The sequence below is a fragment of the Bradyrhizobium brasilense genome (genome assembly GCF_029714345.1).
GTDB classification, from domain to species: Bacteria; Pseudomonadota; Alphaproteobacteria; order Rhizobiales; family Xanthobacteraceae; genus Bradyrhizobium; species Bradyrhizobium australafricanum.
This window is the reverse complement of sequence record NZ_CP121669.1, coordinates 8,667,887-8,693,612: the sequence shown is the minus strand read 5'-3', so window position 1 is coordinate 8,693,612 and position 25,726 is coordinate 8,667,887. Positions and strand designations below refer to the sequence as shown.

Below are 25,726 nucleotides of genomic sequence, written 5' to 3'. Positions count from 1 at the left end.
GGTTTCCTCTAGTTCGATTGCCTTATGGCGTTGGTCTTGTCTTGCCGCAGGTCGATCATGCCCGGATGCGACTGCGGATCCCTGTCCGCGCCGAGCAGCACGTGCTTCTGGATCTTGTTGGTCGAGGTCAGCGGCAACTCGGCGACGAAAGCGATCCACGCCGGCAGCTTGAACGCCGCCAGGCGTTCGCGGCAGAAGTGGAAGATGTCCTGGGCGAGCTCGCGTGAAGCATCGGTGCCGTCGTTGATCACGATGAAGGCCGCAACTTCCTCGTCGCGGATCGGATCGCGCGCGGCGACGACTGCGGCTTGCTTGACCAGAGGCGACGTCGTCAGCACGGCCTCGACCTCCGCCGCCGAGATGTTTTCGCCGGCGCGCCGGACCAGATGCTTCAGCCGGTCGACGAACACGAAGGCGCCGTCCTCGTGCTGCCAACCGCTGTCGCCGGTGTGAAACCAGCCGCCGCGCCAGGCCTGCTCGGTGGCCTCGGGGTCCTTCAGATAGCCGGAGAACAAGCCGCGCCGCGGCGTCGCTTCCGAATGGCGCACGCAGAGTTCGCCGACCGAGCCCGGTGGCAGCGCATTGCCGTCGGCATCGAGGATGATCATTTCGAGGCCGGGGACGCTGCGGCCGATTGTGTTGGTCTCGAGATGGCGCGGCTCGACCGTGTTGAACGGGCTGCGTCCGGTCTCCGTCATGCCCCAGCCTTCGACGAAGGGGATGCCGAAGCGTTCGCGGGCTCGCGCGCGCTGCTCGGGATTGGCGCCGACGCCCATCGAGAAGCGCAGCGCATGGGCCTTCTCGTCCGGCGTCTCCGGCTGCGCCAGCAGGGCCGCGACGATCACGCCGAGATAGTGCAGCACGGTTGCCCGGCACGCGACGATGTCGCGCCAGGCATGTTTCGCGTTGAAGCGTTCCGGCAGGATCAGACAGCCGCCGGTCAGCATCATCGCGATCGGGGTCAGCGTCAGGCCGGCCATGTGAAACAGCGGCAGCGGGCTGTACAGGCGCTCCGTTCCGGCATGATACGTCGCATCGCCGCCGTGGCTTACGTACCAGCGGCCGGTCGAGACCACGTATTCATTGGTCAGGATGCATCCCTTCGGGCGCGCCGTTGTGCCTGACGTGTAGAGCAGCGCAGCCTCGGTCTCGCTTCCCGGCTCGCCGGCGCGGGGTGGTGGCCGCTTGGCCGGCGGGACTTTCTCGACGCCGGCGCCGAGATCGTCACCGGAGACGATGAGCAGCGGAACGTCGCCGGTCAGCGCCTTCTGCAATTCCTTCTGGTCGGCCAGCGTGACGATCAGGTCGGGCTCGGCATGCGCGATCAGGTACGCGATTTCCGCCGCGCGATAGGCCGGGTTGATCGGAACGATCGAGACGCCGATGCCGTTGAGCGCCAGCCAGTGCACGATGAAATCGGGGCGGTTCTCCAGCAGCAGGCAGGCGCGGTGTCCGTGGCCGAAGCCTGCTGCGCGGTACTGATCGCGCAATGCGCAGACCTGCCGCGCAATGTCGCCATAGGACAGTTCGGCGCCATCGGGAAAGTATGCGCGGTCGGCACGCGCGGGAATGCAGAGAAAGGGCTTGAACGCTGCCGCATCGGATGTCGCAGCGAACGTGCTGAACACGGTGTACATCGTGGCGAAACTTCCCTCTGACGGCCGCTGATCGATGCCAACGATGCCGATCCGAAGGAGCCGGGTGCTTCGTTGAGCGCATTTGTCATGCGATCGCGACGTTGCGCGGAAGCTATAAGGACGAATAATATGCTGTCAAATCCATTATGAGTTTCCATAAAACTCATATGTGGTTTGAAGCCAAAAGCGGAGGTAACGAGATGAAGATGCATATGTTGTCGGGTGGCCGTCTCCAGATGTCGAAGCGGACCTATCTGCCTGACGCGGCGCGCGGCGAGATGATCGATCTGCCGGTCGCCTGCGTGCTGTTGCGGCATGCGCAGGGCAACGTGCTGTTCGATACCGGATGCCATCCCGATGTCGCGACCGATCCTGAAGGGCGGCTCGGCACGCTGGCCAAATACATGCGCCCGATCATGCCGGCGGATGATCATGTGCTGACGAGCCTGAAGGCCGTTGGCCTCGGCCCTGACGACATCGACGTGGTGATCTGCTCCCACCTGCACACCGACCATTGCGGCTGCAACGCCTTCTTCAAGAAGGCGACGATCTTCGTCCACGCACTCGAGATCGAGGCCGCGAATGCCGATAACGCGTTCGATCGCGGATACATCAAGGCGGATTGGGATCATCCGCTGAAGATGGAGATCTTCGATAAGCAGATGGATGTGTTCGGCGACGGCCAGCTGACGCTGGTCCCGCTGCCCGGACACTCGAAGGGAACGACCGGCGCGCTGGTCAAGCTCGACAACAGCGGCGAATTCCTGCTCGCCTCCGACGCGCTCAGTGTGCGCGCCAATCTCGACCAGCGGACCTCGCCGAGGAACAGCCTCGACGTCGACCAGTTCCTGAAGTCGCTCGACGAGATCGCCAGGCTCGAGGCGTCCGGCGTCAAGGTCATCTGCGGCCATGACGAGGCGCAGTGGGCCAGCCTGCAAAAGGGGCCGAACGCGTATACGTGAGGATTTGGCGCGGCTTGCAGATGTCGTTCCACGCGATATGGTGTGCCGCCGCCGGAGTTCATCTGGCTCACAACAACAAGGAAAATGCAGATGTCCAAGGATGGTTTGTGCGCGATCGTGACGGGATCGGCATCGGGACTCGGCGCCGCCACCGCGCAAATCCTCGCCACGCAGGGCGCGCGCCTCGTCATCAATTATTCCAACAGCAGGGCGGAAGCCGAGGCGACCGCGGAAGTCTGCCGCAAGCAGGGCGCCGAGGTGCTGGTGGTGCAGGGCGACGTCTCGCGCGATGAGGACTGCAAGAAGATCGCAGCCGCCGCGCAGGGCTGGGGCCGCCTCGACGTGCTCGTCAACAATGCGGGCACCACCAAGCACGTGCCGCATCACGATCTCGACGGCCTGACCGCGGAAGATTTCCAGCGCATCTATGCCGTCAACACCATCGGCCCGTTCCAGATGGTTCGTGCCGCGCGCGCGCTGCTCGAAGCCGGCGCGAAGGCATCTAGCCGTCCGTCGGCGGTAGTGAACGTCTCCTCGGTCGCCGGCATTTCCGGCGGTGGTTCGTCGGTCGCCTATGCCGCGAGCAAGGGCGCGCTCAACACCATGACGCAGTCGCTGGCGCGCGCGTTGGCACCGTTGATCCGCGTCAACACGGTGTGTCCGGGCTATATAGATACGCCCTGGTTCACCAAGGGCCGCGGCGAGGCCGGCGCCAAGCAGGTGCGCGATGCCGTGGTGGCGCGCGTGCCGCTGAAGGTCGCCTCGACGGCCGAAGACATCGCCAACCTGGTCTGCTTCCTGGCGAGCCCGGCGTCGAGCAACATGACCGGTGAGTTCGTCCGCATGGACGCCGGCATGCATCTGATTCAGTGACGGAGCGCCGTTGCACAAATGAAAAATGCCCAGGCCTGGCCGGGCATTTTGATTTTGAACCTGTCGTTGTTCCGTCATTCCGGGGCGATGCGTTAGCATCGAACCCGGAATCTCGAGATCCCGGATTCGATGCTTCGCATCGCTCCGGGATGACGCCTACGGCGTCACCTGTTTCCGATATCCGGGATCACGCGCGCCGCGACCAGCCGATTCCAGATGAACAGCACCACCAGAGCGCCGATCGTGGCGGTGATGAAGCCGGCACCTTGTTCGGGACCGTAATGGCCGATCGCCTGGCCGATGAAAGTCGCAAGAAACGCGCCGGCGATGCCGAGCACGGTGGTGAGAATAAAGCCGCTTGGATTGTTCGGTCCCGGCGACAGGAATCGCGCGATGATCCCCGCGACAAAGCCGACGATGATGACCCAGATGATGCCGCCCATGACTGTCGTCCTCCTCAGATGGAATCAACGCTGCCGTCAGAGCCTGCGGTGCAGCTCGTCGCCGCTCGGCAGCCGGCCGTCCGGCGTCAGATGATTGATCGCGTCGGGCAGATACTGGCTGAGGCCCTGCAGCAGTTCGTCGCGCGACAAGCCGCTCTGCGATGCCAGCGAGTTGATCTGGTCGGCGCCGAGCGCGTTGGCGAGATCGCCGGGCGCGATCTGCTTGTTGGGACCGTTGCTGACCCAGGAATTGGCCGCGTCGCCATGGCCCTTCTGCTGCAATTGATTGAGCAGATCGCCGAGGCCGCCGCTGAGCACGGTGCCGGCTGCGCCGCCGGCGAGCAGGCCGCCGAGGCCGCCCTTCAGCAGATCGCTGAGCCCGCCGCCACCGGCGCCGCCGGGCAGGCCTGCGGTGACGTTGCCGGGAGGAAGCGGCGGCGCCTGCGCCGGCTTCGGCTCAGGGGCGCTCGCGTCCGCCTGGCCGCCGGAGAAATGCTTGACCGCCTTCCAGGCGAGCAGCGCGAGGATAGCCATCGTCATCGGCGACATTCCGCCGCCGCTGGAGCTGTCGGATGATGTGCTTGGCGCGCTCGGACCGCGCGGGCCGTTCTGCATGCCGTTGAGTACGTCGAGTAAACCCATGATCGTCTCCTGCCGCAACCGTGCCCCGAGCGGGAAACATAGCTTCCGCCCATGACGGTTACAAGGCGGGCCACCCGGCCCGCGGTGCGTCGAAATAGGCAGGCAACCCAAGGTCTGCTATCGAGCCAATGATGAATGGACGTTTGGCCACATGAACGAGGACCGGCCGATCGGCATTGCGGGCGCGGGAAGCATCGGCTGCTTCGTCGGCGGCACGCTCGCGGCTGCGGGGCGCCGTGTCGTGCTGCTGGCGCGGCCGCGGCTGATCCAGGAGATCGCAGGCAGCGGCTTGCGGGTCAGCAGCTTTGACGGCTCCGAGCGGACGGTATCTGCGGACCGGCTCATTGTGTCCGACGATCCGTCGATCTTGTCTGACGTCCAGACCGTGCTGGTGACGGTGAAGAGCGCCGACACCGCTGCGATGGCCGACGTGATCGCGCGCCACGCGCCTGACGATGCCGCGGTGATCAGCCTGCAGAATGGCGTCGGCAATGTGCCCTTGCTGCGCGACCGTTTGCCGGGCCGCAGGGTGCTCGGCGGCATGGTGCCGTTCAACGTGGTCGCGCTCGGCGACGGCCGCTTCCATCGCTCGACCTCCGGCGACATCGTGATCGCGCAGGATGACGCGGGCACCGCGGCGCGGCTGTCGGTGCCGGGCCTTGCGATCAAGCCCACCGGCGATATCGACGGCGTGCAGTGGGGCAAGCTGATCGTCAATCTCAACAATGCGCTCAATGCGCTGTCCAATATTCCGCTGCGGCAACAGCTCGCGCAGCGCGGCTGGCGACGACTGCTTGCCGATCAGATGGCCGAGGGCCTGGCCGCGGTGCGGGCCGAAGGCATTGCGCCGGTGTCGCCGACGCCGCTGCCGTCGAGCTGGATGCCGCCTTTGCTGCGGCTGCCCGATGCGCTGTTCGACATGCTGCTCGGCCGCACCATGAAGATCGATCCCGAGGCGCGCTCCTCGATGTGGGAGGATCTGCAGCGCGGCCGCCGCACCGAGATCGACTATTTGCAGGGCGTGATCACCGCGATCGCGGATCGCCGCGGGCTCGAGGCGCCATTGTCGCGCCGCGTCATCGCGCTGATCCGAAAGGCGGAGGCGGACGGCAAGGGCTCGCCGGGGCTGACGCCCGAACAGATCCGCGACGGCAGTGACCATGAACGCCGATGATCATCCACCACGTCGATCGAACAACAGAGGAGGTGACTTCATGAAACGGTCCAGCATCATGTTGCTCACGCTTGTTGCGCTTGCGGCCGGCCCGGTCCGTGCGGCGCCGCCGACCGTGACACCGTCGCCTGGCTATGATGCGCGCTTGCAGGAGCAACGCGCGGCGGCTGCGGCGGCCAGCCGAGCGGCCACGCCTGCGCACAAATCGGTCGCACCCCGACACCACAAGCGCACCCGCGCGCACTGATCCATCACAGAGACGACCTCAGATGAAGCTGCTGTTCCTCGCGCTCACCTTCGTGTTTGGCTTCATCACGGCCGCAGGCGCCGCCGACTATGCCGGCTCGATCAGTGCCTACCGGCGTGCCAATCGCATGCCCGCCGTGAAGCTCGACGCGAAGCTGAACGCGATGGCGCTGAAGCAGGCCCAGGCGATGTCGGCGACCGGATCGGTCAGCCACTCCGCGGGCGGCAGCTTCTTCACGCGCATCGCGCCGCTCAAGAAGCAGCGCGCCGCCGAGAATATCGGCGCCGGCTTCATCGCCTTCGCCGAGATGCTGAAGCAGTGGGAGAATTCGCCGGGCCATCGCGAGAACCTGCTGATGCCGGGCGCCAAGCGCGTCGGCGTCGCCTTCGTCGACAATCCGAAGTCGCCGTATCGCAGGTTCTGGGCGATGGTGATTACCGATTGAGCCTGCGGTGTCATTCCGGGGCGGAGCGAAGCGACGAACCCGGAATCTCGACGGAAATGGCAGAGAGATTCCGGGTTCTCGCTTGCGCGAGCCCCGGAATAACTAAGCGAACCGTCAGTTTCGCTTCGCAACCTTGGTCGGTGGCGGCGGTGTCGGCGTGAACAGCTTCTTCAGGCCGTCCAATCCCTCGGAAAGCCGCGGCCATTCGCAGGAGAACGTACCCTTCACGCAGTTGCTTGCCCGCGGCCGCGGCTCAGGAATGGGGACGGCAGCGCCCCGCGGCTTGACCGGCCTTGCAGCAGGGACGGGGACCTTCGCAGTCTCACTGCGCACCGGCTCATTGTGCAACGACGCCTGCTGGACCTGCGGCGGACGCACCGGCTGTGTCTCCTGTCGCTCGAGCTGTTTCGCATTGAACGCCGCGACGATACGCGAGCGGCGCTGCTGCTCGAGATAGCCGGTATATTCCTGGTCGATCTTCTTCTGCTCGTCCGGCGTCGGATTGGGACCGGCGATGTCGAAGCTGCGGTCCTGCATGAAGTCGTAATAGGTGTAGCCACCGCCAGGCTTGCGACGGCCGGCGAACTTGGCGTTGCAATCGGCGAGTTGCGCGGTCTTGTCTTCCCTGGTCTTCGCCTTCTCGGCGAGGTCGGCGCAGTCCTCGAAGTCCTTCGGGCCGCCGCGCCACCATTGCGCGTGCGCGCTCATCGGCGCCAGCACGCAAGCGATGGCGAAAGCGGCAACAGCCAACGTCGATGATCGTGACGGCATCACGGACATTGAGACCAAACTCGAACGACACAGAGTGAGCAGATTGTCGCCATTTTAGTGACACTTGTCACCCGGGAACCCGACGATTTTCCTGACCTGTGGAATGTTGCCGCGGCTGATGGAACACAGCCTTCGTGATTGGAATAATTGAAGAATCTCATCGAACGGGCCGGAGATCAGAACAATTCGCCTTTAATCGTTCACTTCACCCTGTGCAGCAACGCAACCAGTTCCGCCTGCCGGTGGGTGCCGGTCTTCTGGAAGATCGTCTTGAGCTGATTGCGCGCGGTGGCAAGGGCAACGCCGGCCGCCTGCGCGGCCGCTTCGACTGAATCGCCGCGCGCAAGCCGCGCGGCGAGGCGTGCCTGCGCCGGCGTCAGCTCGAACGTCGCCGCCAGCAGCGCCTGATCGAACGCGGCGCTGCCTTCGAGATCGCGGATCAACAGGATCGCGCGTGCCCCGAGGAACGGCGAGCGCGCCGCCGGAGGCACCGGTTGGATCTGGATCACGATCGGCCGCTTGTCGATCCTGCGCACCACGATCGGCGACGACGGCAATGGGTGCAGGTCCGAGCTGTGGGCCAACTGATCGATCAGCCTGCTCAGATCGGCATTGGCCTGTCGGTCGAGCAGGGTGAGGCGATTGTTGCGGATCGCAAGGTCGTAGCCGAGGCAGCGTTCCGCCTGGCTGTTCATGCCGATGATGGTGCCGAAGCGGCCGACGGCAATCGCAGCGACCTGGATCAGATCGAGCGCGCCGGTGATGCCCGAGAGCGCGGAGCGGCCGACGACGGCGGAGAGCGTCGCGGCTTCCGTGAGCGGCGCCGACACCCTTTGCAGCGCCTTGATCTCGTCGGCGTCGAACAAGCCTTCCCTGGGCGAACGCTGGATCGTCAGTGCCCACAACGCCGGGCCGGAGTGGAAGCCGATCGCCGCGAACCATTTCAGTCCGAACTCGCCGAGCGTGGCGTAGAGCGGATCGCGCAGCATCTCGGTTTCGGATTCGAACAGATCCGCATCGGTGATGACATCGACGCCAGCATGCATCAGCGGCACGCCGCGGGCCGCGCGGATGTCGGTGAGGTGAAGATTGTGCGGGAAGTAGGTCTTGGTGAAATACTCGGTGATCGAGTCCGTGCGCGGAATGTCTTCAGTGCGGATATCGCTCTGAAGCATCGCAGCGCCGGTCGCGCCGACGGCGGCGCAGACCTCGTCCATGAAGGACGGCCAGGTCGAGGGATCGAGAACCACATCGCCGAGGCGCGCGGTCACATCGTCAAGCCTGTGCAGATCGACCAAAATTCAGCTCCGCCGATGCAAACAGCGTTGTTTTGTCAGGCGAAACAGGCTGCGCCTCGTTGCGCCCGGTACCGGGCATAAGAAAACCCAGGGGCCCGATATGCAAGTTAAATCAGCGACAGGCTAGGGGCCGGGTCCGCAAGCGCTGGCGAAACATGATCGAAAATCGGCGGGTCCCGCTGGCCGGTGCGATCCGGCCGCTACGATAAGTGACCATCCTCACGGTGGCCGGCCTCGGTCAGCGCCACGCGGCAGAAGCTGGCGGCGATCGCGACGACCTCTTCCACGGCCTGCGGATATTGCTTCGACACCCAGCGCAGCGCGATCGAGATGACGGCGCCCACCATGCCGACCGAGAGCAGCGAGGCGGCCGCGCCCTTGCCGCTGCGCTTCGGGTCGAGCGCCGGCGGCACCAGGATGTCGCTGAAGACGCGCAAGGCGTCGAGCTTGACGGCATCGACCGCCGGACTGATGCCTGAAATTTCCAGCAGAAAGACCCGGGCGGGCTTCGGGTGCTCCTTCAGCCGCGTGAAATAGAGCGTCAGCGCCGCGCGCAGCCTCATCTCGGCATCGTCGCCTGCGGCTGCAGCGGCCGCGGTCATTTCCTCGTGCAGGTGGCCGACGACATGGCCGTAGGCGGCGATCAGCAGAGCCTCGCTGTTCGCAAAGGACTCGTAGAAATAGCGCTCGGTCAGCTCGGCCGCCTCGCAGATCGCCTTCACGGTGGCGCCGCGATAGCCGACCTCGCCATAGACCTCGATCGCCGCATCGATCAGCTTCAACCGCCGCTCGGCGCGGCGTTCCTCGGCGTCCATACCGCCATAGAGGCGGGCTTTCCGGCTGCTTGCCATGAAAGTGTATTGACACGAGGCATTGTCAGATGTCAAGTTATCTGACAATATGTATTGTCAATGCTGCCACGGGAGGGTCAGGGCGTGTCCGTTCATTTCGACGTGTTGATCGTGGGCGCGGGACTGTCGGGCATCGGCGCCGGCTATCATTTGCAGGCCAACTGCCCGGACCGCAGCTACGCCATTCTTGAAGGCCGCGACTGCATCGGCGGCACCTGGGACCTGTTCCGCTATCCCGGCATCCGCTCCGACTCCGACATGTACACGCTCGGCTATTCGTTCCGGCCGTGGACCGAGCCGAAGGCGATCGCCGATGGCCCGTCGATCCTGAACTATGTGCGCGAGACCGCGCGCGTCTACGGCATCGACAAGAACATCCGCTTCAACCATCGCGTCGTGCGCGCCGACTGGTCGTCCGCCGACTCGCAATGGACGGTCGAGGTCGAGCGCGGGCCGGAGAAGACGATCGAGCGCTTCACCTGCAGCTTCCTGTTCATGTGCAGCGGCTACTACAAATATGAACACGGCTACACGCCCGACTTCCCCGGCATCGCCGACTTCGCCGGCCGCGTCGTCCATCCGCAGAAATGGACCGACGACATCGACTATACGGCCAAGAAGGTGGTGGTGATCGGCAGCGGCGCGACCGCGGTGACGCTGGTGCCGGAAATGGCCAAGACCGCCGCCCATGTCACGATGCTGCAGCGTTCGCCGACCTATGTCGTGGCGCGTCCGGACGAGGACAAGGTCGCCAACTGGCTGCGCGCGCGGCTGCCCGCGAAACTCGCCTACGGCCTCACCCGCTGGAAGAACGTGCTGTTCGGCATGTATTTCTACCGGCTCTGCAAGCGCGATCCGGAGCGCGTGAAGAAGCTGATCCTCGGCGGCGTGCGTCACGCGCTCGGCCCCGACTACGACATCGCCACCCATTTCACGCCGCGCTACAATCCGTGGGACCAGCGGCTTTGCCTGGTGCCGAACGGCGATCTCTTCCAATCGCTGCGCAACGGCAGATCGTCCGTCGTCACCGATCAGATCGAGACCTTCACGCGTGGGGGCATCAAGCTCAAGAGCGGCAATGTGCTCGACGCCGACATCGTGGTGACCGCGACCGGCCTCGATCTGCAGGTGCTCGGCGGACTCGAGATCAATGTCGACGGCGCGCGAGTCGATCTGTCGAAGACCATGAACTACAAGGGGCTGATGTACTCGGGCGTGCCGAACCTCGCCGCCGCCTTCGGCTACACCAATGCGTCATGGACGCTGAAATGCGACCTGACCTGCGAATATGTCTGCCGCATGCTCAACCACATGAAGGCGAACGGCTACGCGCAGGTCACGCCGCGGCGGAACGATCCTGATGTCGCCGAACTGCCCTGGGTGGATTTCTCATCGGGCTATATCCAGCGCGCCGCCGCCAGGTTCCCCAAGCAGGGCTCGCGCCGGCCGTGGCGGCTCTACCAGAATTATGCACTCGATATCGTGACGCTGCGCTTCGGCTCGCTGAAGGATGAGGCCATCGAATTTCTCCCGGCAAGTCGGGCGAGCGCGGATGCCGCCTCGAATCCGGCCCGGCAGGTGGCGTAACGCGCGACGCGCCAACCGCTGCGCAACTTCGCGCGCGCCCGATGTGGCGCGGGCTGGCGATCACCCGGCAGCTCTGCTATGGGATGGCGACGCCCGCATGCTTTCGCTGCGGGCCGTGCGGTCCCGTAGCTCAGCCGGATAGAGCGACGGTTTCCTAAACCGTAGGTCGGAAGTTCGAGTCTTCCCGGGATCGCCATTTTTCGCTCGCCGCTCGCCGCTCGCCGCTCGCCGTCGGCGAGGCTTTTCAACACGCATTTCGGCGCCATCTGCCCGGCGTTCGCTCCCCCAAGTTCACCCGAGATCAAGTTCACCCCAAATTAGGGAAAGCCCGGGACAATGGGGAGGGGGCACCGGAAGACCGCGCGTATGCGAGCTAGCGTTCCAGAACGGGTTGAGCAGGGGGGCGGCGATGCCCTTCGCGATCCGCTGCGTTCGAAGGGCCGGCCGCTCGTCGTCGATGTCGACGAGGTCATGGTGCGGGGAAGCTCCGTCCCGGCCGATATCGCATCCGATCTGATCCGCCGCCTTCGCGCTTTCGCCGCGGCGATCACCGCTTCCTTCGGGTCGCAACCGCGATCAGCGCATGGTGCAGATCCATCGGGGTTCGATCTATCCCGGGCGCAATTTGACCACGACGCGGTGAGGTTCCTGCTACAGGTGCTGGGCGAAGGCCGCCCGGTCTACCTTTGCTCGGAAACCTATCCCGAGCCGTTCGTCAGCGCGGTTGCCCAGCATCTTGGCGTCTTCACCGCCTGGGCCGCCGCGCCGGGAGGTCAATTGCCGGCGGCGCAGCGCGAAGAGCTGCCGCCCGTGCTTCGCCAGGGCTTTGACTATATCGGCAGCGCGGCGGTCGCGTTGCCCGATTCCGCATCGCGCCTCGCGCGCCCCGCTCGATCCGAGGCGCCCACGCCCGCGCGGGTCAGTATGCGCGTCAGTATGCACAGCTGGCTGAAGCTGTTCAGGGTGCATCAATACGCCAAGAACGCTCTCGTGCTGGTGCCGCTGCTGACCGCGCACAAATTCGCATTGGGATCGGCGGCGACGTCGCTATTTGCGGTGATTGCATTCTCGCTCTGCGCGTCGGGCGCCTACGTCCTGAACGATCTTCTCGACGTCGAGGCCGACCGCGCGCATCCGACCAAGCGCAACCGCCCGATCGCAAGCGGCGCCATCCTGGCATCGCGGGCCGTTGGCGCGATAGCCCTGGCGCTGGTCGCCGCATTTGCGATCGCCTTGTCGATATCGATCGAGTTCGGCGGCGTCCTGCTCGGCTATTTCGCGCTGACCACCTCCTATTCGTTCTGGCTCAAGCGCATCGCGACCGTCGACGTCGTCGTGCTCGCCACGCTTTACACCGTCCGCGTGATCGGCGGCGCCGTCGCGATCAGCGTGCCGATGTCGGAATGGCTGCTCGCTTTCTCGCTGTTCATCTTCATGTCGCTGGCGCTGGTGAAGCGCTATATCGAGCTCGCCGGCCAGCCGGACGGCGCCGTGCTGGCGGCGCGCGGTTACCAGGTCGACGACAAATCGATGATCGCGATCCTCGCCGCCGCGTCAGGCTTCAACGCCGTCGTGATCTTCACGCTCTACATCTCGTCCGATACGGTGCGCGCGCTTTACAGCCATCCGCAACTGCTCTGGGTCGGTTGCCCGATCTTGATGTACTGGATCGGCCGCGTGATGTTGTTCGCGCAGCGCGGATTGATCGACGACGATCCGGTCATCTTTGCGCTGAGGGATCGCGTCAGCTGGGTCGCGCTCGGCGCGATCGGCGCCATCATGCTCGCCGCCATCTAGCGATGCCGGCGGCTGCGTTACCAGGAGCTGTGATGTCGACCTCCAGTCCGGGCGGCATTGGCCTGTCCGGCTGGGGCAACTATCCAAAGGCGTCGTCCGAACTGCTGGCGCCGCAGACGCCCGCGGGCGCGCGGGACCACCTGCTTGCGCGGTCCGGCGTCGTCGCGCGCGGGGCCGGGCGGGCCTACGGCGATGCCGCGATCGGAACGCAATCTACGATTTCGTCGCGCGGCCTGAACCGGATGCGGAGCTTCGATGCCGCAACCGCGCGATTGACGGTCGAAGCCGGCGTGACCATCGCCGACATCCTTGCCGTTTTCGAGCCGCGCGGCTTCTTCCTCAAAGTCGTGCCCGGCACCAAATTCGTGACGGTCGGCGGCGCGATCGCGGCCGACGTTCACGGCAAGAACCATCATCGCGATGGCGGCTTCGGCACCATCGTCGATTCGTTCCGTCTCGCGCTGCCGGGCGGCGAGATCGTCACCTGCTCGCGATCGGAAAACGCCGCGCTGTTCGCGGCGACACTGGGAGGCATGGGCCTGACGGGCATGATCCTCGACGCGACGCTGCAACTGCTGCCGATCGAGACCGCCTGGCTGCGGCAGGACACTCGCGTCGCCGGCAATCTCGACGCGGCGATCGATCAGCTGGAAAGCAGCGCATCGACCACCTATTCGGTGGCCTGGATCGATTGCCTTGCGCGCGGCGCGGCGCTCGGCCGGTCGCTGGTCTATCTCGCCGAGCACGCCACGCGGCGCGACAAGGATATGCTGGGGCCCGGCCTCGAGACGTTCCCCAGGCTTCGCACGTCGCGGCTCGCGGTCCCGGAGCTGTTTCCGGGATGGCTGCTCAATCGCGCATCGATGCGGGTGTTCAACGAGCTGTACTTCCGCCGCGGCGCCGCGCATCCGGGCAAGCCGCGGCTGGTCCATTGGGACCCGTATTTCTTTCCGCTCGATGCGATCGCCGACTGGAACAGGATCTACGGCCGGTGCGGCTTCGTGCAATATCAATGCGTGATCCCGCTCGACCGCGCGCGCCGCGTTCTCGCCGAAATTCTCGATCGTGTGTCACGGCGCGGCGATGCGTCGTTTCTTGCGGTGCTCAAGCAGCTTGGCGAAGGCAGCGGGCCGATGTCGTTTCCGCTCCGCGGCTACACGCTGACGATGGATTTTCCCGTCAGCGACGCGCTGTTCGGGTTTCTTGACCAACTCGACGCGCTGGTGGTCGATGCCGGCGGCCGGCTCTATCTCGCCAAGGACGCGCGGCAGTCCCGCGCGACATTCGAATCCGGATATCCCGGCCTTGCGGCCTTGCGTGACATCCGCCAGCAGACCGGGGCGAACAGCCGCCTCGTGTCCCATCTTTCAGCACGGCTTGGAATTTGATGACAGGCACAAAATCAATTCTGGTGATTGGCGGCAGTTCGGACATCGGGCACGCGATCGCGCTGCGCTATGCGAGGGAGGGATGGCGCGTGATGCTTGCCGCCCGCGATATCGGCGCGGCACAGCGCAATGCGGGCGACATCAAGACGCGAAGCGGTACCGACACCTCGGTTGTCGCGCTCGACGTGCTGCAGACCGGGCAGCTTGCCGGCTTCGTCGCCGGTCTTTCGCCACTTCCCGACACCGTCGTATGCGTTGTCGGAGAGCTCGGCGATCAATCGCGTGCCGAGACCGATTCCGAGCTTGCGACGAAGATCGTGCGCACCAATTTCGAGGCGCCCAGCCTGCTGCTCGAACTGTTCGCGCAAGCCTTCGCGACGCGCGGCTCGGGAACCATCGTCGGCGTGAGCTCGGTCGCTGGCGATCGCGGCCGGGCCTCGAACTATTATTACGGCGCGGCCAAGGCCGGCTTCTCGCAATTCCTGTCCGGCTTGCGCAATCGCCTGGCGCTTGCGGGCAAGGTCCGTGTCGTCACCGTCAAGCCGGGATTCGTGCGGACCAGGATGACGGCGCATATGAAGCTGCCGGCTCCCTTGACGGTGCAGCCGGATCGGGTCGCGGAGGATATCTTCCGGGCCGATGTGACGAGGCCGCGTGACGTGATCTATGTGGCGCGCCGCTTCCGCCTGGTGATGGCGATCATCTGCGCGCTGCCGGAGACGATCTTCAAACGGATGCGTGTCTGATGCCCGGCGTCGCCGCCAACCACGCGTCGTTCCCGCGATCCAGCGCGATCCGGCAGAGCGTCCCGCTTGTGACGGCATCGCTGTGGCTCATGCTGTTCGCGGCGACGCTGATCTTCAGCGTCACGCTCTGCGACGGCCGGTTGATCTTCACCCTCGACGATCCCTACATCCACCTCGCCGTCGCCGATCACATCCGGTCCGGCGGCTACGGCGTCAATGCGTCCGAGGTCTCGTCGCCAAGCTCGTCGATCATCTGGCCCTATCTGCTGGCCGTGACGGAGATGCTGCATCTTGGCGCATTCGGTCCGCTCCTGATCAATGCCGCGGCCGCGGCAGCGACCGTCGTGGCTTTCCTGCGCATCCTTGAATCGGCTGAACTGCTCGACCCCGGCCGGGAGAAGTCGCTGCTGTTTTTCGTCGCGTTGCTCGCCATTTTTTCGTCAAGCGCGATCGCCCTGCCGATGACCGGCATGGAGCACAGTCTTCACGTTTGGGCCACGGTCGCGACCTTCGGCGGCCTGACCGAAGCCGCGCGCGGACGGTCGCCGACCGCCATGCATTTCGCGGCGCTGGTGCTGCTGCCGCTGATTCGCTTCGAGGGAATCGCGTTTGCCCTCGCGGCGATGGTCGGTTTTGCTCTGCTCGGTCAGCGCCGTTTTGCGGCCGCGGCCGCTGCCGTCACGCTCTGCGCGTTCGCCGCGTATTTCGCGCGAATGGCCTCGCTCGGTCTCCCGCTGTTGCCGAGCTCGGTATTGCTCAAATCGCGCATCGCCGAATCCGGCTATGAAGGAACCGGCGTGTTCGCCTCCATCCTCCGCAATCTCGGCGACAGCTTCGCTGATCCCGCCGGCTTCAGGCTGATGCTGCTCGGTCTTGCGCTCGCCGGCGCGATGGCGTTGCTGCGCGCCGACCGGGGCGCGCTGATCGTCTGTGCGACGGTGCTCGCCGCGATCGCTGCGCATCTCGGCTTTGGCCAATATGGCTGGTTCTACCGGTATGAGGTTTACATCGTTGCGCTTGCGGTGCTGGCGCTGCTCTACGCGGTTGCACGCGCGCGAGCGGTCCTGAGCGTCCCGCAATGGAGCGCCGCAACGCTCGCCACCGTCGGGCTGGCCGGTTTTGCCAGCGTGGGCTATGTCAGCGCCGCCCTGGAGACGCCGTTTGCCTCGCGCGGTGTCTACGAGCAGCATTATCAGTTGGGGCGCTTCGCCCAGCAGCTCTACCGGCGGCCGGTTGCCGTGAACGATCTTGGGCTCGTTGCCTGGGGAAATCCGAACTTTGTCCTGGATCTGTGGGGGCTCGGTTCGGAGCGCGTGCGCAAGGCGAAGCGCGCCGGCCGCTACGGCCCGGCCGAGATGGCCGCGCTCGCCGACGGGCATCATGTCGGCGTCGCCATGATCTACGACAGCTGGTTTGCGCAGGGCGTGCCGGCGAGCTGGAGGAAGGTCGCGATCTTGCACACGATTCCGGTGACCGGCGCGCGGGGTGACGTAAGCTTCTACGTCACGCCGGCCGCGGAGCCACAACTCGTTGCCGGCGCGCTGAAGGCCTTCGCTTCGACCCTGCCGGCGCGCGATCGTCTCGAAATGGTGGCGCCGTGAGCGTTGCGTGATCGTGGGGGCGCGCCGGGTGCTCAAATCCTCGCAAGAGGCCCCTGCGCCGGAACGGGAGAGCCGCTGCTTGACTCGCGCAGCAGCAGGATTGCGACGATCAGCGTGATCAGCGCCGCGATCCCGAAGCCTCCGATCGAAAGCACGTCGACCCAATGGACGTCTGTGCGGGGCGTGTTGTTATGGACCGTGTGCATGTAGCCGAAGGCTCCGATCGGTATCGGCGCGGCATAGATGATCGCACGTTCCCACTCGCGGGCCTTGGCCTGAAGCGCCGGCAACAGCAGCGCCATTCCGACACTGAAGATCAGGAAGTCATAATCATACGCATAGGGGCTGATGCAGACCGATACGATCGCGGTCAGGCCGAGACTCTCGCGCACCGGCATCTTGCGGTAGACCGCGACCAGCACCACGCCGAGCGCAAGGACGGCGACGATGCCCTGGCCGATAAACGCTGCCGATGCGGAGAACCCCGTGGTTCGCAGCGCGGCATAGGTCGAGACCATTCGATACAGCGGATAATAGGCTTCCCGCAGGAATACCGACGAATCATGCACGCTCTGCAGCATCACGGCCCAGATCTGCATGCCGAACAGCACTGTGCAGATCGCCGAGCTGATCAGCACGACGGCGCCCGCCGTCATCACGACGATCCACGAGCGCCGCAGGATGGCATAGAGTGCGAAGGCAACGGCGAAATGCGGCTTGATGATCATGAGACCAAGGGCCACGCCCGCGAGCATCGGGCGCTCTTCGAAGTACAGGCACACCAGTCCGATCAGTGCGGCGGTAAGGAAGCTGTTCTGACCGCATGCCAGCGTGACCCCGATCGTTGGAAAGAAAACGATCAGCACGAGCACGAACCGATTTCCGGCAATACGCCGCAGCACGGCGAGATAAAGAGCCAGCGTCGAGGCCATGAACAACAGATAGGCCATTCCGAACGGGACCAGCGCGAACGGAGCCAGCAGCAGGTTGAATTGCGGCGGATAGGTCCATGGCATGAAGCCGTCGTGCCCGCCCGACGCCTGCTTCTCGATGATCGCGAGCTTCGCGAATTGATAGGCCTGGTCGAGGTCGCCGAGCCACACCAGCTTTGCGGTGATGTAGAAGGCGGCGAAGTCGACCAGTTCGCGGCCGTGCCCCAGCCCCAGCTGGGAGAACCACACAACCTTGAACAGGAGGGCGGCGACCAGCATCACGAGGATTCCGCGTGTGTAGTTGGCGCGCTTCGAGTCCGTCGACTGAATTGTTTCGAGCGTTGTTGCGAGCATCAGGCCGGGCCCTGTTATGGCAACCCAAGCTAGATTGAATAGGTTAAGCAGTCGAAAAATTGCAGGGAGAGGGTGGATCCCCTGTCGCCTGACAGCCGCAGGGATGTATGAAATCGGTCGGTGGAGGCTGGAACCGGACGGTATCTCGGTGTCCGGATGCGACTTTCGCTGGACGCTCCGTCGGCGGCAGTGATAACGGCTGACAAGAACCATCTCACGACGGACCGCATGCCGAAACCGCCGCCTCCTTCCAATCGCGGGCCCAGCCCATCCCCGGTACTGCAACGCGCCGTGGTCGCATTGCAGATGGGACAGGTCGTCGAAGCCGAGCGGCTGGCGGCGGAGGTCTTGAAGGCAAACCGGACCGATGTTGGCGCGGCCTCGATCCTGGCACGGGCGCTGATGATCCAGAACCGCAACGAGGAAGCGATCGCACCGCTCGAGCGAGCCGTACGCCGCGTCGAGGATCCCGGCCTCGAGACCCTGCTTGGCGCAGCGCTCGGCGGCGCTGGTCGCGGCAGCGAGGCGATCGATGTGCTGCGGCGAACCACCGCGCGGCGGCCGCCGTACCTGCCCGCATTCCAGGCGCTGGCAGGGCAATTGCACTCGGCCGGTCGCATCGACGAGGCGGTTGCCGTCATTGAAAGTGCGCTCGTTCTCGCGCCGGGGAGCCTCGAGTTCCAGCTCCTGCTGGCGCAGCTGCTGCCCCAGCGCAATGAGCGTGGCCGGGCGCGCGAGATTCTGGAGAAGCTGCGCAACGCGGCACCGGGACATCCCGATGTTCTGGGCGCGCTCGCGCGTGTGCTGCTGCTCGATGGCGAATATGCCGCCGCGGCGGATCTCTACCGCCAGGTGGTGGCGCAGCGCCCCGACGACCCGCTGACGCGTCTCAGCTTCTCCGCCAGTCTTCTGGAAATGGGTGACCGCGCGGCCGGCGAGGCCAATCTGCGTCTCGCGTTGCGCGGCCGGCCGCAAATGATCGGCCGCACGACCGCCGCGCTCATCATGTCATCGCACGGCCGCTTCTTCTTCCGCCGCAGCGCCTTTGCGGAATTTCTGAGCTAGGGCGTTTTCAAATACTGCTTGTTCCGCGGCGTTGGAACGATGAGTCGGGCTCACAACACCCGCTGCGGCGTATGGATCCCTGCTTTCGCAGGGACGACAGCCGAGACAAGCCGCGGCCTCTGCGCTCAAGCACAAGCGTCTCGGAATACTGGATCGCCCGCATGCGCCGGTGATGACACCGAACGGGCTCAGGATCGCGCCACATATTCGGTGTCGTCCTGGCGAAAGCCAGGACCCATTACCCCAAATCTCAATTGTTGAGCGACACCGGGCCGCGATCCCGCTCATCACCGAAGACGGTGGCTATGGGTCCTGGCTTTCGCCAGGACGACGGCGGTGGATGCCGAGCCTCCCATCGGGTGGTTCGCAATGATGGAGGAGGCCGCAGCGGAGCTTCGCGCGCCCGCTCTACGTCCGGAATTGGCGCCGATAGAGTCCGGACTCGCGGGCCATCCTGTTGGTCAGTTCCTGGGCGCGCGATGTTTCATCCGGCGTCATCGCCGCGGTCTGCGCGACCCAGTTTTCGCGCTTCACCGGGAAGCATTGCGCAACCGGCGTGCCCTTGGGCAATACGCCATTGAAACTGGTGTCGTGCCAGCGTGCCGGGAAATGAACCCAGCTGTCGTGAAACAGATCGCAATCGACCATGCCGGTCAGCGTGGTGAACGGCAGGTCGAACCGGTTGACCGGATGGGTGAAGAACAGCGAGTAGCCCGGCGGCGCCTCGATGGTCCACAGATTGACGAACTTGATGACGAAGCGGTCGGGCTCGAACAGCGGCGAGCCGACCACCTGGCTTTCGTCGTGGAAGCCGACCGGCGAGCGCGGGAATTCGAGCGCGCCGCCGGCCGGAAGGTCGTTGTCCCAGGTGATCGCGCCATTCTCGACCTTGAGATCGCAGATCAGCGGCAAAAGGAAACCCGATGTCATCGCATCGACGAATGGCGGGCAGCGCTTGACGGTATCCTCTTCGCGATTGCTCATCGTATTGAAGGCCTGCGTCGGCATCGCCTTGAGCCATCCGGGCAGCCCCAACGACGCAGGCATCGGCGGCGGAATCTTGCCCTCGAGTTCCGCCGGGCAGCGGAATTTGATGGTGATCGCTTCGTTGTTGTTGGACACGGCTTTGGTCCTTGGTTCGTTCAGTGTCGGCGGCGCCCTTGCGCCAGTCGATGCTCGTCTAGCACGCGACGACGGGGCGGAGAAAGCAGCCGCATCGGTCGCGAAGCGAGCCACGATATCGAGCTATAAGTTGTTGTTATCATGACGGATAAGGCAAAGCCCTCAATCTCCCGGTTCGGCGCGCGCCAATGCCGGTTTTCCGCGTCTTGCCGCTCACCGGTGTGCAAGACTCTGCCGATAGGCATTGGCTTTCGACGCCCGCCGGGCGCATCATCGTCGGCGTCGCTGACGACAAGATCTGCGAGAGGTAACGGAGGTACCATGGCCGAATCGAAGGTTGAGACCGCCAACACTGAAGCTGCCGCGTCCGCCTCCGGCGAGAGTGGCGGCCCCAGCGAGCTCGCGGTCGCGACCGTCCGCACCGTGCCGATCGAGCAGGCGCAGTCCCGCACCGAGCACGATCTGCTCGGCGAGGACGACGTGCCGGCCAATGCGCTGTGGGGCATTCACACCAAGCGCGCGGTGATGAACTTTCCGATCACCGGCGTGCCGGTCGGGCACTTCCCGGAATTCGTCCGCGCGCTGGCGCTGGTGAAGCAAGCCGCCGCGCGCGCCAACAAGCGGCTCGGCTATCTCGCACCCGAGAAGGCGGATGCGATCGAGGCGGCCTGCACCCAGATTGCGACCGAAAAGGTCTATGCCGAATCCTTCGTCGTCGACGCGATCCAGGGCGGTGCCGGCACGTCGACCAACATGAACGCCAATGAGGTGATCGCCAACGTCGCGCTGCGGCTGATGGGGCGCAAGCCGGGTGACTATCACGCGCTGCATCCGAACGACGACGTCAACATGGCGCAGTCGACCAACGACGCCTATCCGACCGCGCTGCGGCTCGCGGTGATCTTCGCCACCCAGCCGCTGGTGCGCGCACTGGACGATCTCGCCTACTCCCTCAAGGGCAAGGCGGTGGAGTTCGCCGACGTGTTGAAGATGGGGCGGACCCAGCTTCAGGATGCGGTGCCGATGACGCTCGGCCAGGAATTCGACGCCTTCCACGTGACCGTGAAGGAGGACGTCGCGCGCCTGAACGAGATTTCCGCGCTGTTCCGCGAGGTCAATCTCGGCGCCACCGCGATCGGCACCGGCATCAATGCCGATCCGCGCTATGCGGCGCTCGCGGTCGAGGAATTGTCGCGGCTGTCCGGCCAGCCGATGGTGCTTGCCTCCAACCTGATCGAGGCGACGTCCGATCTCGGCGCCTTCGTGCTGTTCTCCGGCGTGCTCAAGCGCGTTGCGGTCAAGCTGTCCAAGATCTGCAACGACCTGCGGCTGCTGTCGTCGGGGCCGCGCACCGGCATTGGCGAAATCCGCCTGCCCGCCGTGCAGGCCGGCTCGTCGATCATGCCCGGCAAGGTCAATCCTGTCATTCCCGAGGTGGTCAACCAGGTGGCATTCCTGGTGATCGGGCACGACCTCACGGTCACGATGTGCGCCGAAGGCGGCCAGTTGCAGCTCAACGCGTTCGAGCCGACCATCGGCTATTGCGTCTTGAGCTCGTTGCGCATGTTGACGGCGGCGGTCGATACGCTGACCAAGCGCTGTGTCGACGGCATCGAGGCCGATCGCGAGCGTTGCCGCAGCCTGGTGCAGGGCTCGATCGGCCTGATCACGGCGCTGGCGCCGTCGCTCGGCTACGAAGCTTCATCGCGCGTGGCGCGCCGTGCGCTCAAGGAGAACCGCTCGGTCGCCGACATCGTGCTGGAGGAAAAGCTGCTGACCGAGGCGCAGCTCAACCAGCTGCTCGAGCTCGAGGCCATGACCCGCCCGGCGCGCCGGCAGCCGGTGCCGAGGAGTTGAGGGCGAGGTGCAGCAATTGCGCTCCCTCTCCCGCAAGCGCAGGGCTATCGCATTTCGTGGCGGTGCCCTCGTGGCCATCCTTCGAGACGCCCGCCTTCGGCGGGCCCTCAGGATGAGGTCTTGTTTTGCGGCACAATAGTAGACCCTCATGGTGAGGAGCGCCGCTTGCGGCGCGTCTCGAACCACGAGGCCAAACACTAGCCCGGTCGCCAGGGGACATATGCGATAGTCCTGCCCGCAAGCGGGAGAGGGGGCGCAGTCCCTTCAGGGCCTACAGCGTCTTGATGAACTCGATCAGGGCGCGGCGTTCGTCTTCCTTCAGCTCCGGCCCGATCACGCCGGTGCGCTTCTCGTTGGAGAATTCGTGGCCGGAATTGCCGTTGCCGCGCTTGGTGGTGTCGAGCATGAAGGCGTTCTTGATCTTGTCCTTCCAGACGTAGCCGAGATCCTTCGGATCATACTCCCGGCTGCCGAGATAGAAGGTTGCGGGACGATCCTTCACCGGCGACAGCAGTGCGTAGATGGTCGGGACCGAGCCGTTGTGCAGATAGGGCGGGGTCGCCCAGATGCCGTTGAGCGGCCGGACCTTGTAGGCGAGCGGCGCCTGGATCTCGTTCGGCCGGTAGCCGTTGATGCGCTTGCGATCTTCCGGCGGGGTCTTGTTCTGGTCGTACCAATAGTCGACGGTCTTCTCGACGAGATCGCCGAGCGCCGGACCGAAACTGCCGTCCTTGATGTTCAGATTGGCCGGCGTCTCGACGGTGCGGTGCGCGAGGCCCTCGGCTTGCGCGCTGTCGGTGCCGATATGGCTGATCGGAATCATCTCGACATCGAGCAGCGGCTGGCCGGCCTCGTTCCTGGTCCAGCGCTTCTTGTCCTTGAACAGCGCAAAGGCTTCGCTCGCGGGCAGCGCCTTGCTGTCGATCGCCGGGCCGTGGCAGCCCTGGCAATGCGTCTTGTAGAGCTCGCCGCCCTTCTTCGCGAGATCCATGTTGATTGGCGGCAGGATGTTCTCCGGCCATTTCGGCGACGCAAGTCCGCCAAAACCCCTGTCCTCGCTGGGCGGCTCGCCGGCGATCATCCGCTCCATCTCGTGCAGCACGTCGATCCGCGCGCTCGACTTGTAAAGCCCCTTGGATTCGTCGAGCAGGTTGAGCTCGGCGCTGACGCCGAGCGCCTCGCCGGCGTTGCGCACCATCGGCTGCATGATCGAGCCGTCATATTGCACCCAGCTGAACCACGGTGCGTTCCAGATCCGCGGGAAATGCACCGGCGCCGAATGCGAGGCATAGTTGTTCGGATTGTTCAGGTCGATCGAGAACACCTGGTTGCCGATCCGGTTCAGCGCGTCGAGGCGCGCATAGCCTTCCTCGACGCTGTTGGCGGCGACCTTGTTCTCCAGCGAATTGATGTTGGCGTATTGCTTCAGCACGAGGTCGAGCTGGCCGCGCAGCGCCATGCGCTCGTCGAGGCTGGCATCCTTGCCGAGGATCTCGTCGGCAAAGCGCGAGAAGCGCCCCGGCCAGAAGCGCGTCAGCAGCAGCGAGACGCCGACGCCCTTCTGGAATTCGAACAGATTGGTGTTGGCCGGTCCGCCGTCGATCACGATCTCGGTGCCGCGGTAGCTGAAGCTGCCGGTGTGGCAGGCGGCGCAGGTCAGGCCGACCCCGGTCATGTCGGCCTTGCTGTGCGGATTGCGCCAGGGCGCGCCGTTGGCATCGGCCATCGGGCCGCCCTGCGCGAAGCCGATCGGCAGCGCATCGGGTTTGCCCGGAATCACCGTGTCCGGAATAAAGCCGAAACGGCCGAGATAATTGGTCTCGCTGAGTCGCGGCGCCGCGGTGAACAGCGGCCAGACCGTCGGCTGCTCCAGCGCCATGAACCATTCATGGGGAATGCCGAAGGTCCGTGTGCCCTGGTCGGCGTGATAGAACCAGCGCAGCCGCTCGGCGCTGACATTCTGATCCAGCCACACGGTCTTTGCCGGCGGCTGGTAGTCGACGACCTTGACGCGGAAACCGCTCGCCACCGTCTCGATGTCGTCCTTGAAATAGAGCACGCCGGCGACAATCAACAGTCCGATGACGAATATCGTCTTGCGAGGCATGCCCCGTTCCCCCAGTTCGCGGTACCCGCGCGTGATATGGATGAGATGTTAAAATTCGCCGAAAAACGAGTTCGCGTTAAGCGTGTGATGCTATGTGCGCCATCCTACAGTGGCGGCGCTTGGTCTAACAACGGAAATGTTGATTGGCTGTGAGCCAGTTCACTTGCGGCGTTCCCTCCGCGGCGGCATTTGCGCGCATCGAAGCCTGCGGCTAGAAACAACGGCGCAACAATTCTTCGAGATGTCATCTTGAACGCGTCAGCTGCACAACCGCTTTCGATCACCGTCTCGGACGATAGCACGGTGTCCGCGCTGCTGCTGCGGCCGGCGCAGGCCCGTAGCGCCTATGTGTTTGCCCACGGCGCCGGCGCTGGCATGACGCATCCGTCGATGGCCGTGATCGCGGAGGGCCTGGCGGAGCGCGGCATCGCGACATTGCGCTATCAGTTTCCCTACATGGAGAAGGGCAGCAAGCGGCCCGATCCGCCCGCCGTCGCGCAGGCAACGGTGCGTGCCGCGGTGGGGGAGGCCGCGCGTCATTGCGGCGAACTGCCGCTGTTCGCCGGCGGCAAGTCGTTCGGCGGACGCATGACCTCGCAGGCACAGGCCAAGGCGTCGCTCGCCGGCGTGCGCGGGCTGGTGTTTCTCGGCTTTCCGCTGCATCCCGCCGGCAAGCCGTCGAGCGAGCGCGCCAAGCATCTCGCCGAGGTCGAGGTCCCGATGCTGTTCCTGCAGGGCACGCGCGATGCGCTGGCCGAGCTCGACCTGCTCGAGCCCGTGGTGAAGGGGTTGGGCGCGCGGGCGACGCTGCATCTGGTGCAGGAGGCCGACCACTCCTTCCATGTCCTCAAGCGCTCCGGCCGCAACGACCGCGAGGTGATGGCCGAGGTGCTCGATGCCTTCGCGGCATGGGTAGCGAAACACGCGTAGGTGCGTAGCCCGGATGAGCGAAGCGAAATCCGGGACAGGCCCTTCCGCCCTGTGACACCGTCCCGGATTGCGCTTCGCTCCATCCGGGCTACTAATCTCCACCCATGACCAGAATCCTGATCGTCAATCCCAACACCACCGCGTCGATGACCGCGACCATCGCGGCCGCGGCGCAAGCGGTGGCCGCACCTAGCACCGAGATCGTCGCCGTCACATCTGCGATGGGACCGGCCTCGATCGAAGGCTTTTATGACGAGGCCTTCGCCGTGCCCGGGCTGATCGAGGCGCTGCTGAAGACGCCCGATGCCGATGCCGGCATCGTCGCATGTTTCGACGACACCGGGCTGGATGCCGCGCGGTCGGCGGCGCGCTATCCGGTGGTCGGCATCTGCGAAGCGGCCTTGGTCACCGCCGGGCAGGTCGCCAAGCGCATCGGCATCGTCACCACGCTGCCGCGCTCGATCGTGCCGCTGGAGGAACTGGTGCGCCGTTACGGCTTTGCCGACCGCGCGATGGTCACCGCCTGCGACGTCGCGGTGCTCGATCTCGAGAAGCCGGGCTCGGGCGCTAAGGCCAAGCTGGAGGCGGAGATCGCCCGCGCGCTGGACAAGGGCGCGGACGCCATCGTGCTCGGCTGCGCCGGCATGGCCGATCTTGCCCATGAGCTGTCGGTGCAATTCGGCGTGCCCGTGGTCGACGGCGTGGCCGCCGCGGTGAAGCAGGCGGAAGCGCTTGCCGGCCTCAAGCTGACGACGTCGCGCCGCGGTGCCTATGCCTCACCTGGGGCGAAAAGATACACGGGTTTGCTCGAAGGATTCGCGCCGGCTCCAGAAGACTAAGTTTCGTCATTGCGAGCGAAGCGAAGCAATCCATGGTGCCGCATGCCGAGAAATGGAT

General features: G+C 65.1%; 23 protein-coding genes and 1 tRNA gene. 15 read left to right on the top strand and 9 right to left on the bottom strand.

The features are described 5' to 3' along the window. Positions 1–8: 8 nt before the first annotated feature. Positions 9–1,637: an AMP-binding protein gene (locus QA635_RS40305; protein ID WP_283065599.1), complete on the bottom strand. Its 1,629-nt coding sequence runs from the start codon at positions 1,635–1,637 to the stop codon at positions 9–11. 200 nt (positions 1,638–1,837) lie between these two features. Here QA635_RS40305 and QA635_RS40300 point away from each other — a divergent pair, with 200 nt between their 5' ends. Together QA635_RS40300 and QA635_RS40295 are read left to right on the top strand one after the other, a co-directional pair. After that, positions 1,838–2,599: an N-acyl homoserine lactonase family protein gene (locus tag QA635_RS40300; RefSeq protein ID WP_283065597.1), complete on the top strand. Its 762-nt coding sequence runs from the start codon at positions 1,838–1,840 to the stop codon at positions 2,597–2,599. Positions 2,600–2,689: 90 nt separating this feature from the next. Next, a complete protein-coding gene (locus QA635_RS40295) occupies positions 2,690–3,472 on the top strand; it encodes an SDR family NAD(P)-dependent oxidoreductase (protein WP_283065595.1) in 783 nt (260 codons plus the stop codon). A 164-nt stretch (positions 3,473–3,636) separates the two neighbouring features. Here QA635_RS40295 and QA635_RS40290 read toward each other — a convergent pair whose 3' ends face one another. Together QA635_RS40290 and QA635_RS40285 are read right to left on the bottom strand one after the other, a co-directional pair. Beyond that, positions 3,637–3,915, bottom strand: a complete 279-nt coding sequence (locus tag QA635_RS40290) for a GlsB/YeaQ/YmgE family stress response membrane protein (RefSeq protein WP_024582682.1) — start codon at positions 3,913–3,915, stop codon at positions 3,637–3,639. 36 nt (positions 3,916–3,951) lie between these two features. Next, positions 3,952–4,557, bottom strand: coding sequence for a YidB family protein (locus QA635_RS40285; RefSeq protein WP_168858718.1), 606 nt, complete (start codon positions 4,555–4,557; stop codon positions 3,952–3,954). 151 nt (positions 4,558–4,708) lie between these two features. Here QA635_RS40285 and QA635_RS40280 point away from each other — a divergent pair, with 151 nt between their 5' ends. Genes QA635_RS40280 through QA635_RS40270 form a run of 3 tightly spaced genes read left to right on the top strand, consistent with a single transcriptional unit; the run spans position 4,709 to position 6,423 of the window. After that, positions 4,709–5,731 (top strand): 2-dehydropantoate 2-reductase, encoded by a 1,023-nt coding sequence (locus tag QA635_RS40280; RefSeq protein ID WP_283065590.1) that lies wholly within the window; start codon positions 4,709–4,711, stop codon positions 5,729–5,731. A gap of 40 nt (positions 5,732–5,771) precedes the next feature. Next, positions 5,772–5,978, top strand: a complete 207-nt coding sequence (locus tag QA635_RS40275) for a hypothetical protein (protein WP_225164104.1) — start codon at positions 5,772–5,774, stop codon at positions 5,976–5,978. 22 nt (positions 5,979–6,000) lie between these two features. Then, on the top strand, positions 6,001–6,423 hold the full coding sequence (locus QA635_RS40270) for a CAP domain-containing protein (protein ID WP_283065587.1): 423 nt from the start codon (positions 6,001–6,003) through the stop codon (positions 6,421–6,423). 114 nt (positions 6,424–6,537) lie between these two features. On the opposite strand, the gene QA635_RS40265 is transcribed toward QA635_RS40270, so the two are convergent. From QA635_RS40265 to QA635_RS40255, 3 genes are all read right to left on the bottom strand, one after another. Continuing rightward, a complete protein-coding gene (locus QA635_RS40265; protein ID WP_283065585.1) occupies positions 6,538–7,203 on the bottom strand; it encodes a hypothetical protein in 666 nt (221 codons plus the stop codon). 191 nt (positions 7,204–7,394) lie between these two features. Beyond that, the gene (locus QA635_RS40260) at positions 7,395–8,492 is read right to left on the bottom strand and encodes a helix-turn-helix transcriptional regulator (RefSeq protein WP_283065583.1); all 1,098 of its coding nucleotides are present in this window, start codon (positions 8,490–8,492) and stop codon (positions 7,395–7,397) included. Between the two features lie 200 nt (positions 8,493–8,692). After that, positions 8,693–9,343, bottom strand: coding sequence for a TetR/AcrR family transcriptional regulator (locus tag QA635_RS40255; RefSeq protein ID WP_283065581.1), 651 nt, complete (start codon positions 9,341–9,343; stop codon positions 8,693–8,695). Between the two features lie 60 nt (positions 9,344–9,403). Between QA635_RS40255 and QA635_RS40250 the strand changes: the two genes are divergently transcribed. The 6 genes from QA635_RS40250 (at position 9,404) to QA635_RS40225 (ending at position 16,462) form a co-directional block, all read left to right on the top strand. Beyond that, complete coding sequence (locus QA635_RS40250) at positions 9,404–10,930, top strand: flavin-containing monooxygenase (RefSeq protein ID WP_425249109.1); 1,527 nt, start codon at positions 9,404–9,406, stop codon at positions 10,928–10,930. Between the two features lie 119 nt (positions 10,931–11,049). After that, positions 11,050–11,126: transfer RNA gene (locus QA635_RS40245), tRNA-Arg, on the top strand. A gap of 140 nt (positions 11,127–11,266) precedes the next feature. Continuing rightward, entirely contained in the window at positions 11,267–12,727 is a 1,461-nt protein-coding gene (locus tag QA635_RS40240) for a UbiA family prenyltransferase (RefSeq protein WP_341850412.1), read from the top strand. A 32-nt stretch (positions 12,728–12,759) separates the two neighbouring features. Continuing rightward, positions 12,760–14,115, top strand: a complete 1,356-nt coding sequence (locus tag QA635_RS40235; RefSeq protein ID WP_283065575.1) for an FAD-binding oxidoreductase — start codon at positions 12,760–12,762, stop codon at positions 14,113–14,115. Continuing rightward, positions 14,115–14,861 carry an SDR family oxidoreductase gene (locus QA635_RS40230; protein WP_283065573.1) on the top strand — a complete coding sequence of 249 codons (747 nt, stop codon included), beginning with the start codon at positions 14,115–14,117 and terminating at the stop codon, positions 14,859–14,861. The genes QA635_RS40235 and QA635_RS40230 overlap by 1 nt, the downstream gene beginning before the upstream one ends. Continuing rightward, on the top strand, positions 14,861–16,462 hold the full coding sequence (locus QA635_RS40225; protein ID WP_283065571.1) for a hypothetical protein: 1,602 nt from the start codon (positions 14,861–14,863) through the stop codon (positions 16,460–16,462). Before QA635_RS40230 ends, QA635_RS40225 begins: the two co-directional genes overlap by 1 nt. A gap of 32 nt (positions 16,463–16,494) precedes the next feature. Here QA635_RS40225 and QA635_RS40220 read toward each other — a convergent pair whose 3' ends face one another. Further along, the gene (locus QA635_RS40220; RefSeq protein WP_283065569.1) at positions 16,495–17,748 is read right to left on the bottom strand and encodes a glycosyltransferase family 87 protein; all 1,254 of its coding nucleotides are present in this window, start codon (positions 17,746–17,748) and stop codon (positions 16,495–16,497) included. 306 nt (positions 17,749–18,054) lie between these two features. On the opposite strand from QA635_RS40220, the gene QA635_RS40215 reads away from it, so the two are divergent. After that, positions 18,055–18,813 (top strand): tetratricopeptide repeat protein, encoded by a 759-nt coding sequence (locus QA635_RS40215; RefSeq protein ID WP_283072098.1) that lies wholly within the window; start codon positions 18,055–18,057, stop codon positions 18,811–18,813. Between the two features lie 408 nt (positions 18,814–19,221). Here QA635_RS40215 and QA635_RS40210 read toward each other — a convergent pair whose 3' ends face one another. Further along, positions 19,222–19,935: a hypothetical protein gene (locus QA635_RS40210; protein WP_028336241.1), complete on the bottom strand. Its 714-nt coding sequence runs from the start codon at positions 19,933–19,935 to the stop codon at positions 19,222–19,224. A 321-nt stretch (positions 19,936–20,256) separates the two neighbouring features. On the opposite strand from QA635_RS40210, the gene QA635_RS40205 reads away from it, so the two are divergent. Beyond that, positions 20,257–21,792 carry an aspartate ammonia-lyase gene (locus tag QA635_RS40205; RefSeq protein WP_283065565.1) on the top strand — a complete coding sequence of 512 codons (1,536 nt, stop codon included), beginning with the start codon at positions 20,257–20,259 and terminating at the stop codon, positions 21,790–21,792. 271 nt (positions 21,793–22,063) lie between these two features. Here QA635_RS40205 and QA635_RS40200 read toward each other — a convergent pair whose 3' ends face one another. Then, positions 22,064–23,899: a c-type cytochrome gene (locus tag QA635_RS40200; RefSeq protein WP_283065563.1), complete on the bottom strand. Its 1,836-nt coding sequence runs from the start codon at positions 23,897–23,899 to the stop codon at positions 22,064–22,066. Positions 23,900–24,148: 249 nt separating this feature from the next. Here QA635_RS40200 and QA635_RS40195 point away from each other — a divergent pair, with 249 nt between their 5' ends. Further along, positions 24,149–24,829 carry an alpha/beta hydrolase family protein gene (locus QA635_RS40195; RefSeq protein WP_283065561.1) on the top strand — a complete coding sequence of 227 codons (681 nt, stop codon included), beginning with the start codon at positions 24,149–24,151 and terminating at the stop codon, positions 24,827–24,829. A gap of 104 nt (positions 24,830–24,933) precedes the next feature. Further along, on the top strand, positions 24,934–25,668 hold the full coding sequence (locus QA635_RS40190; RefSeq protein ID WP_283065559.1) for an aspartate/glutamate racemase family protein: 735 nt from the start codon (positions 24,934–24,936) through the stop codon (positions 25,666–25,668). Positions 25,669–25,726: the final 58 nt, after the last annotated feature.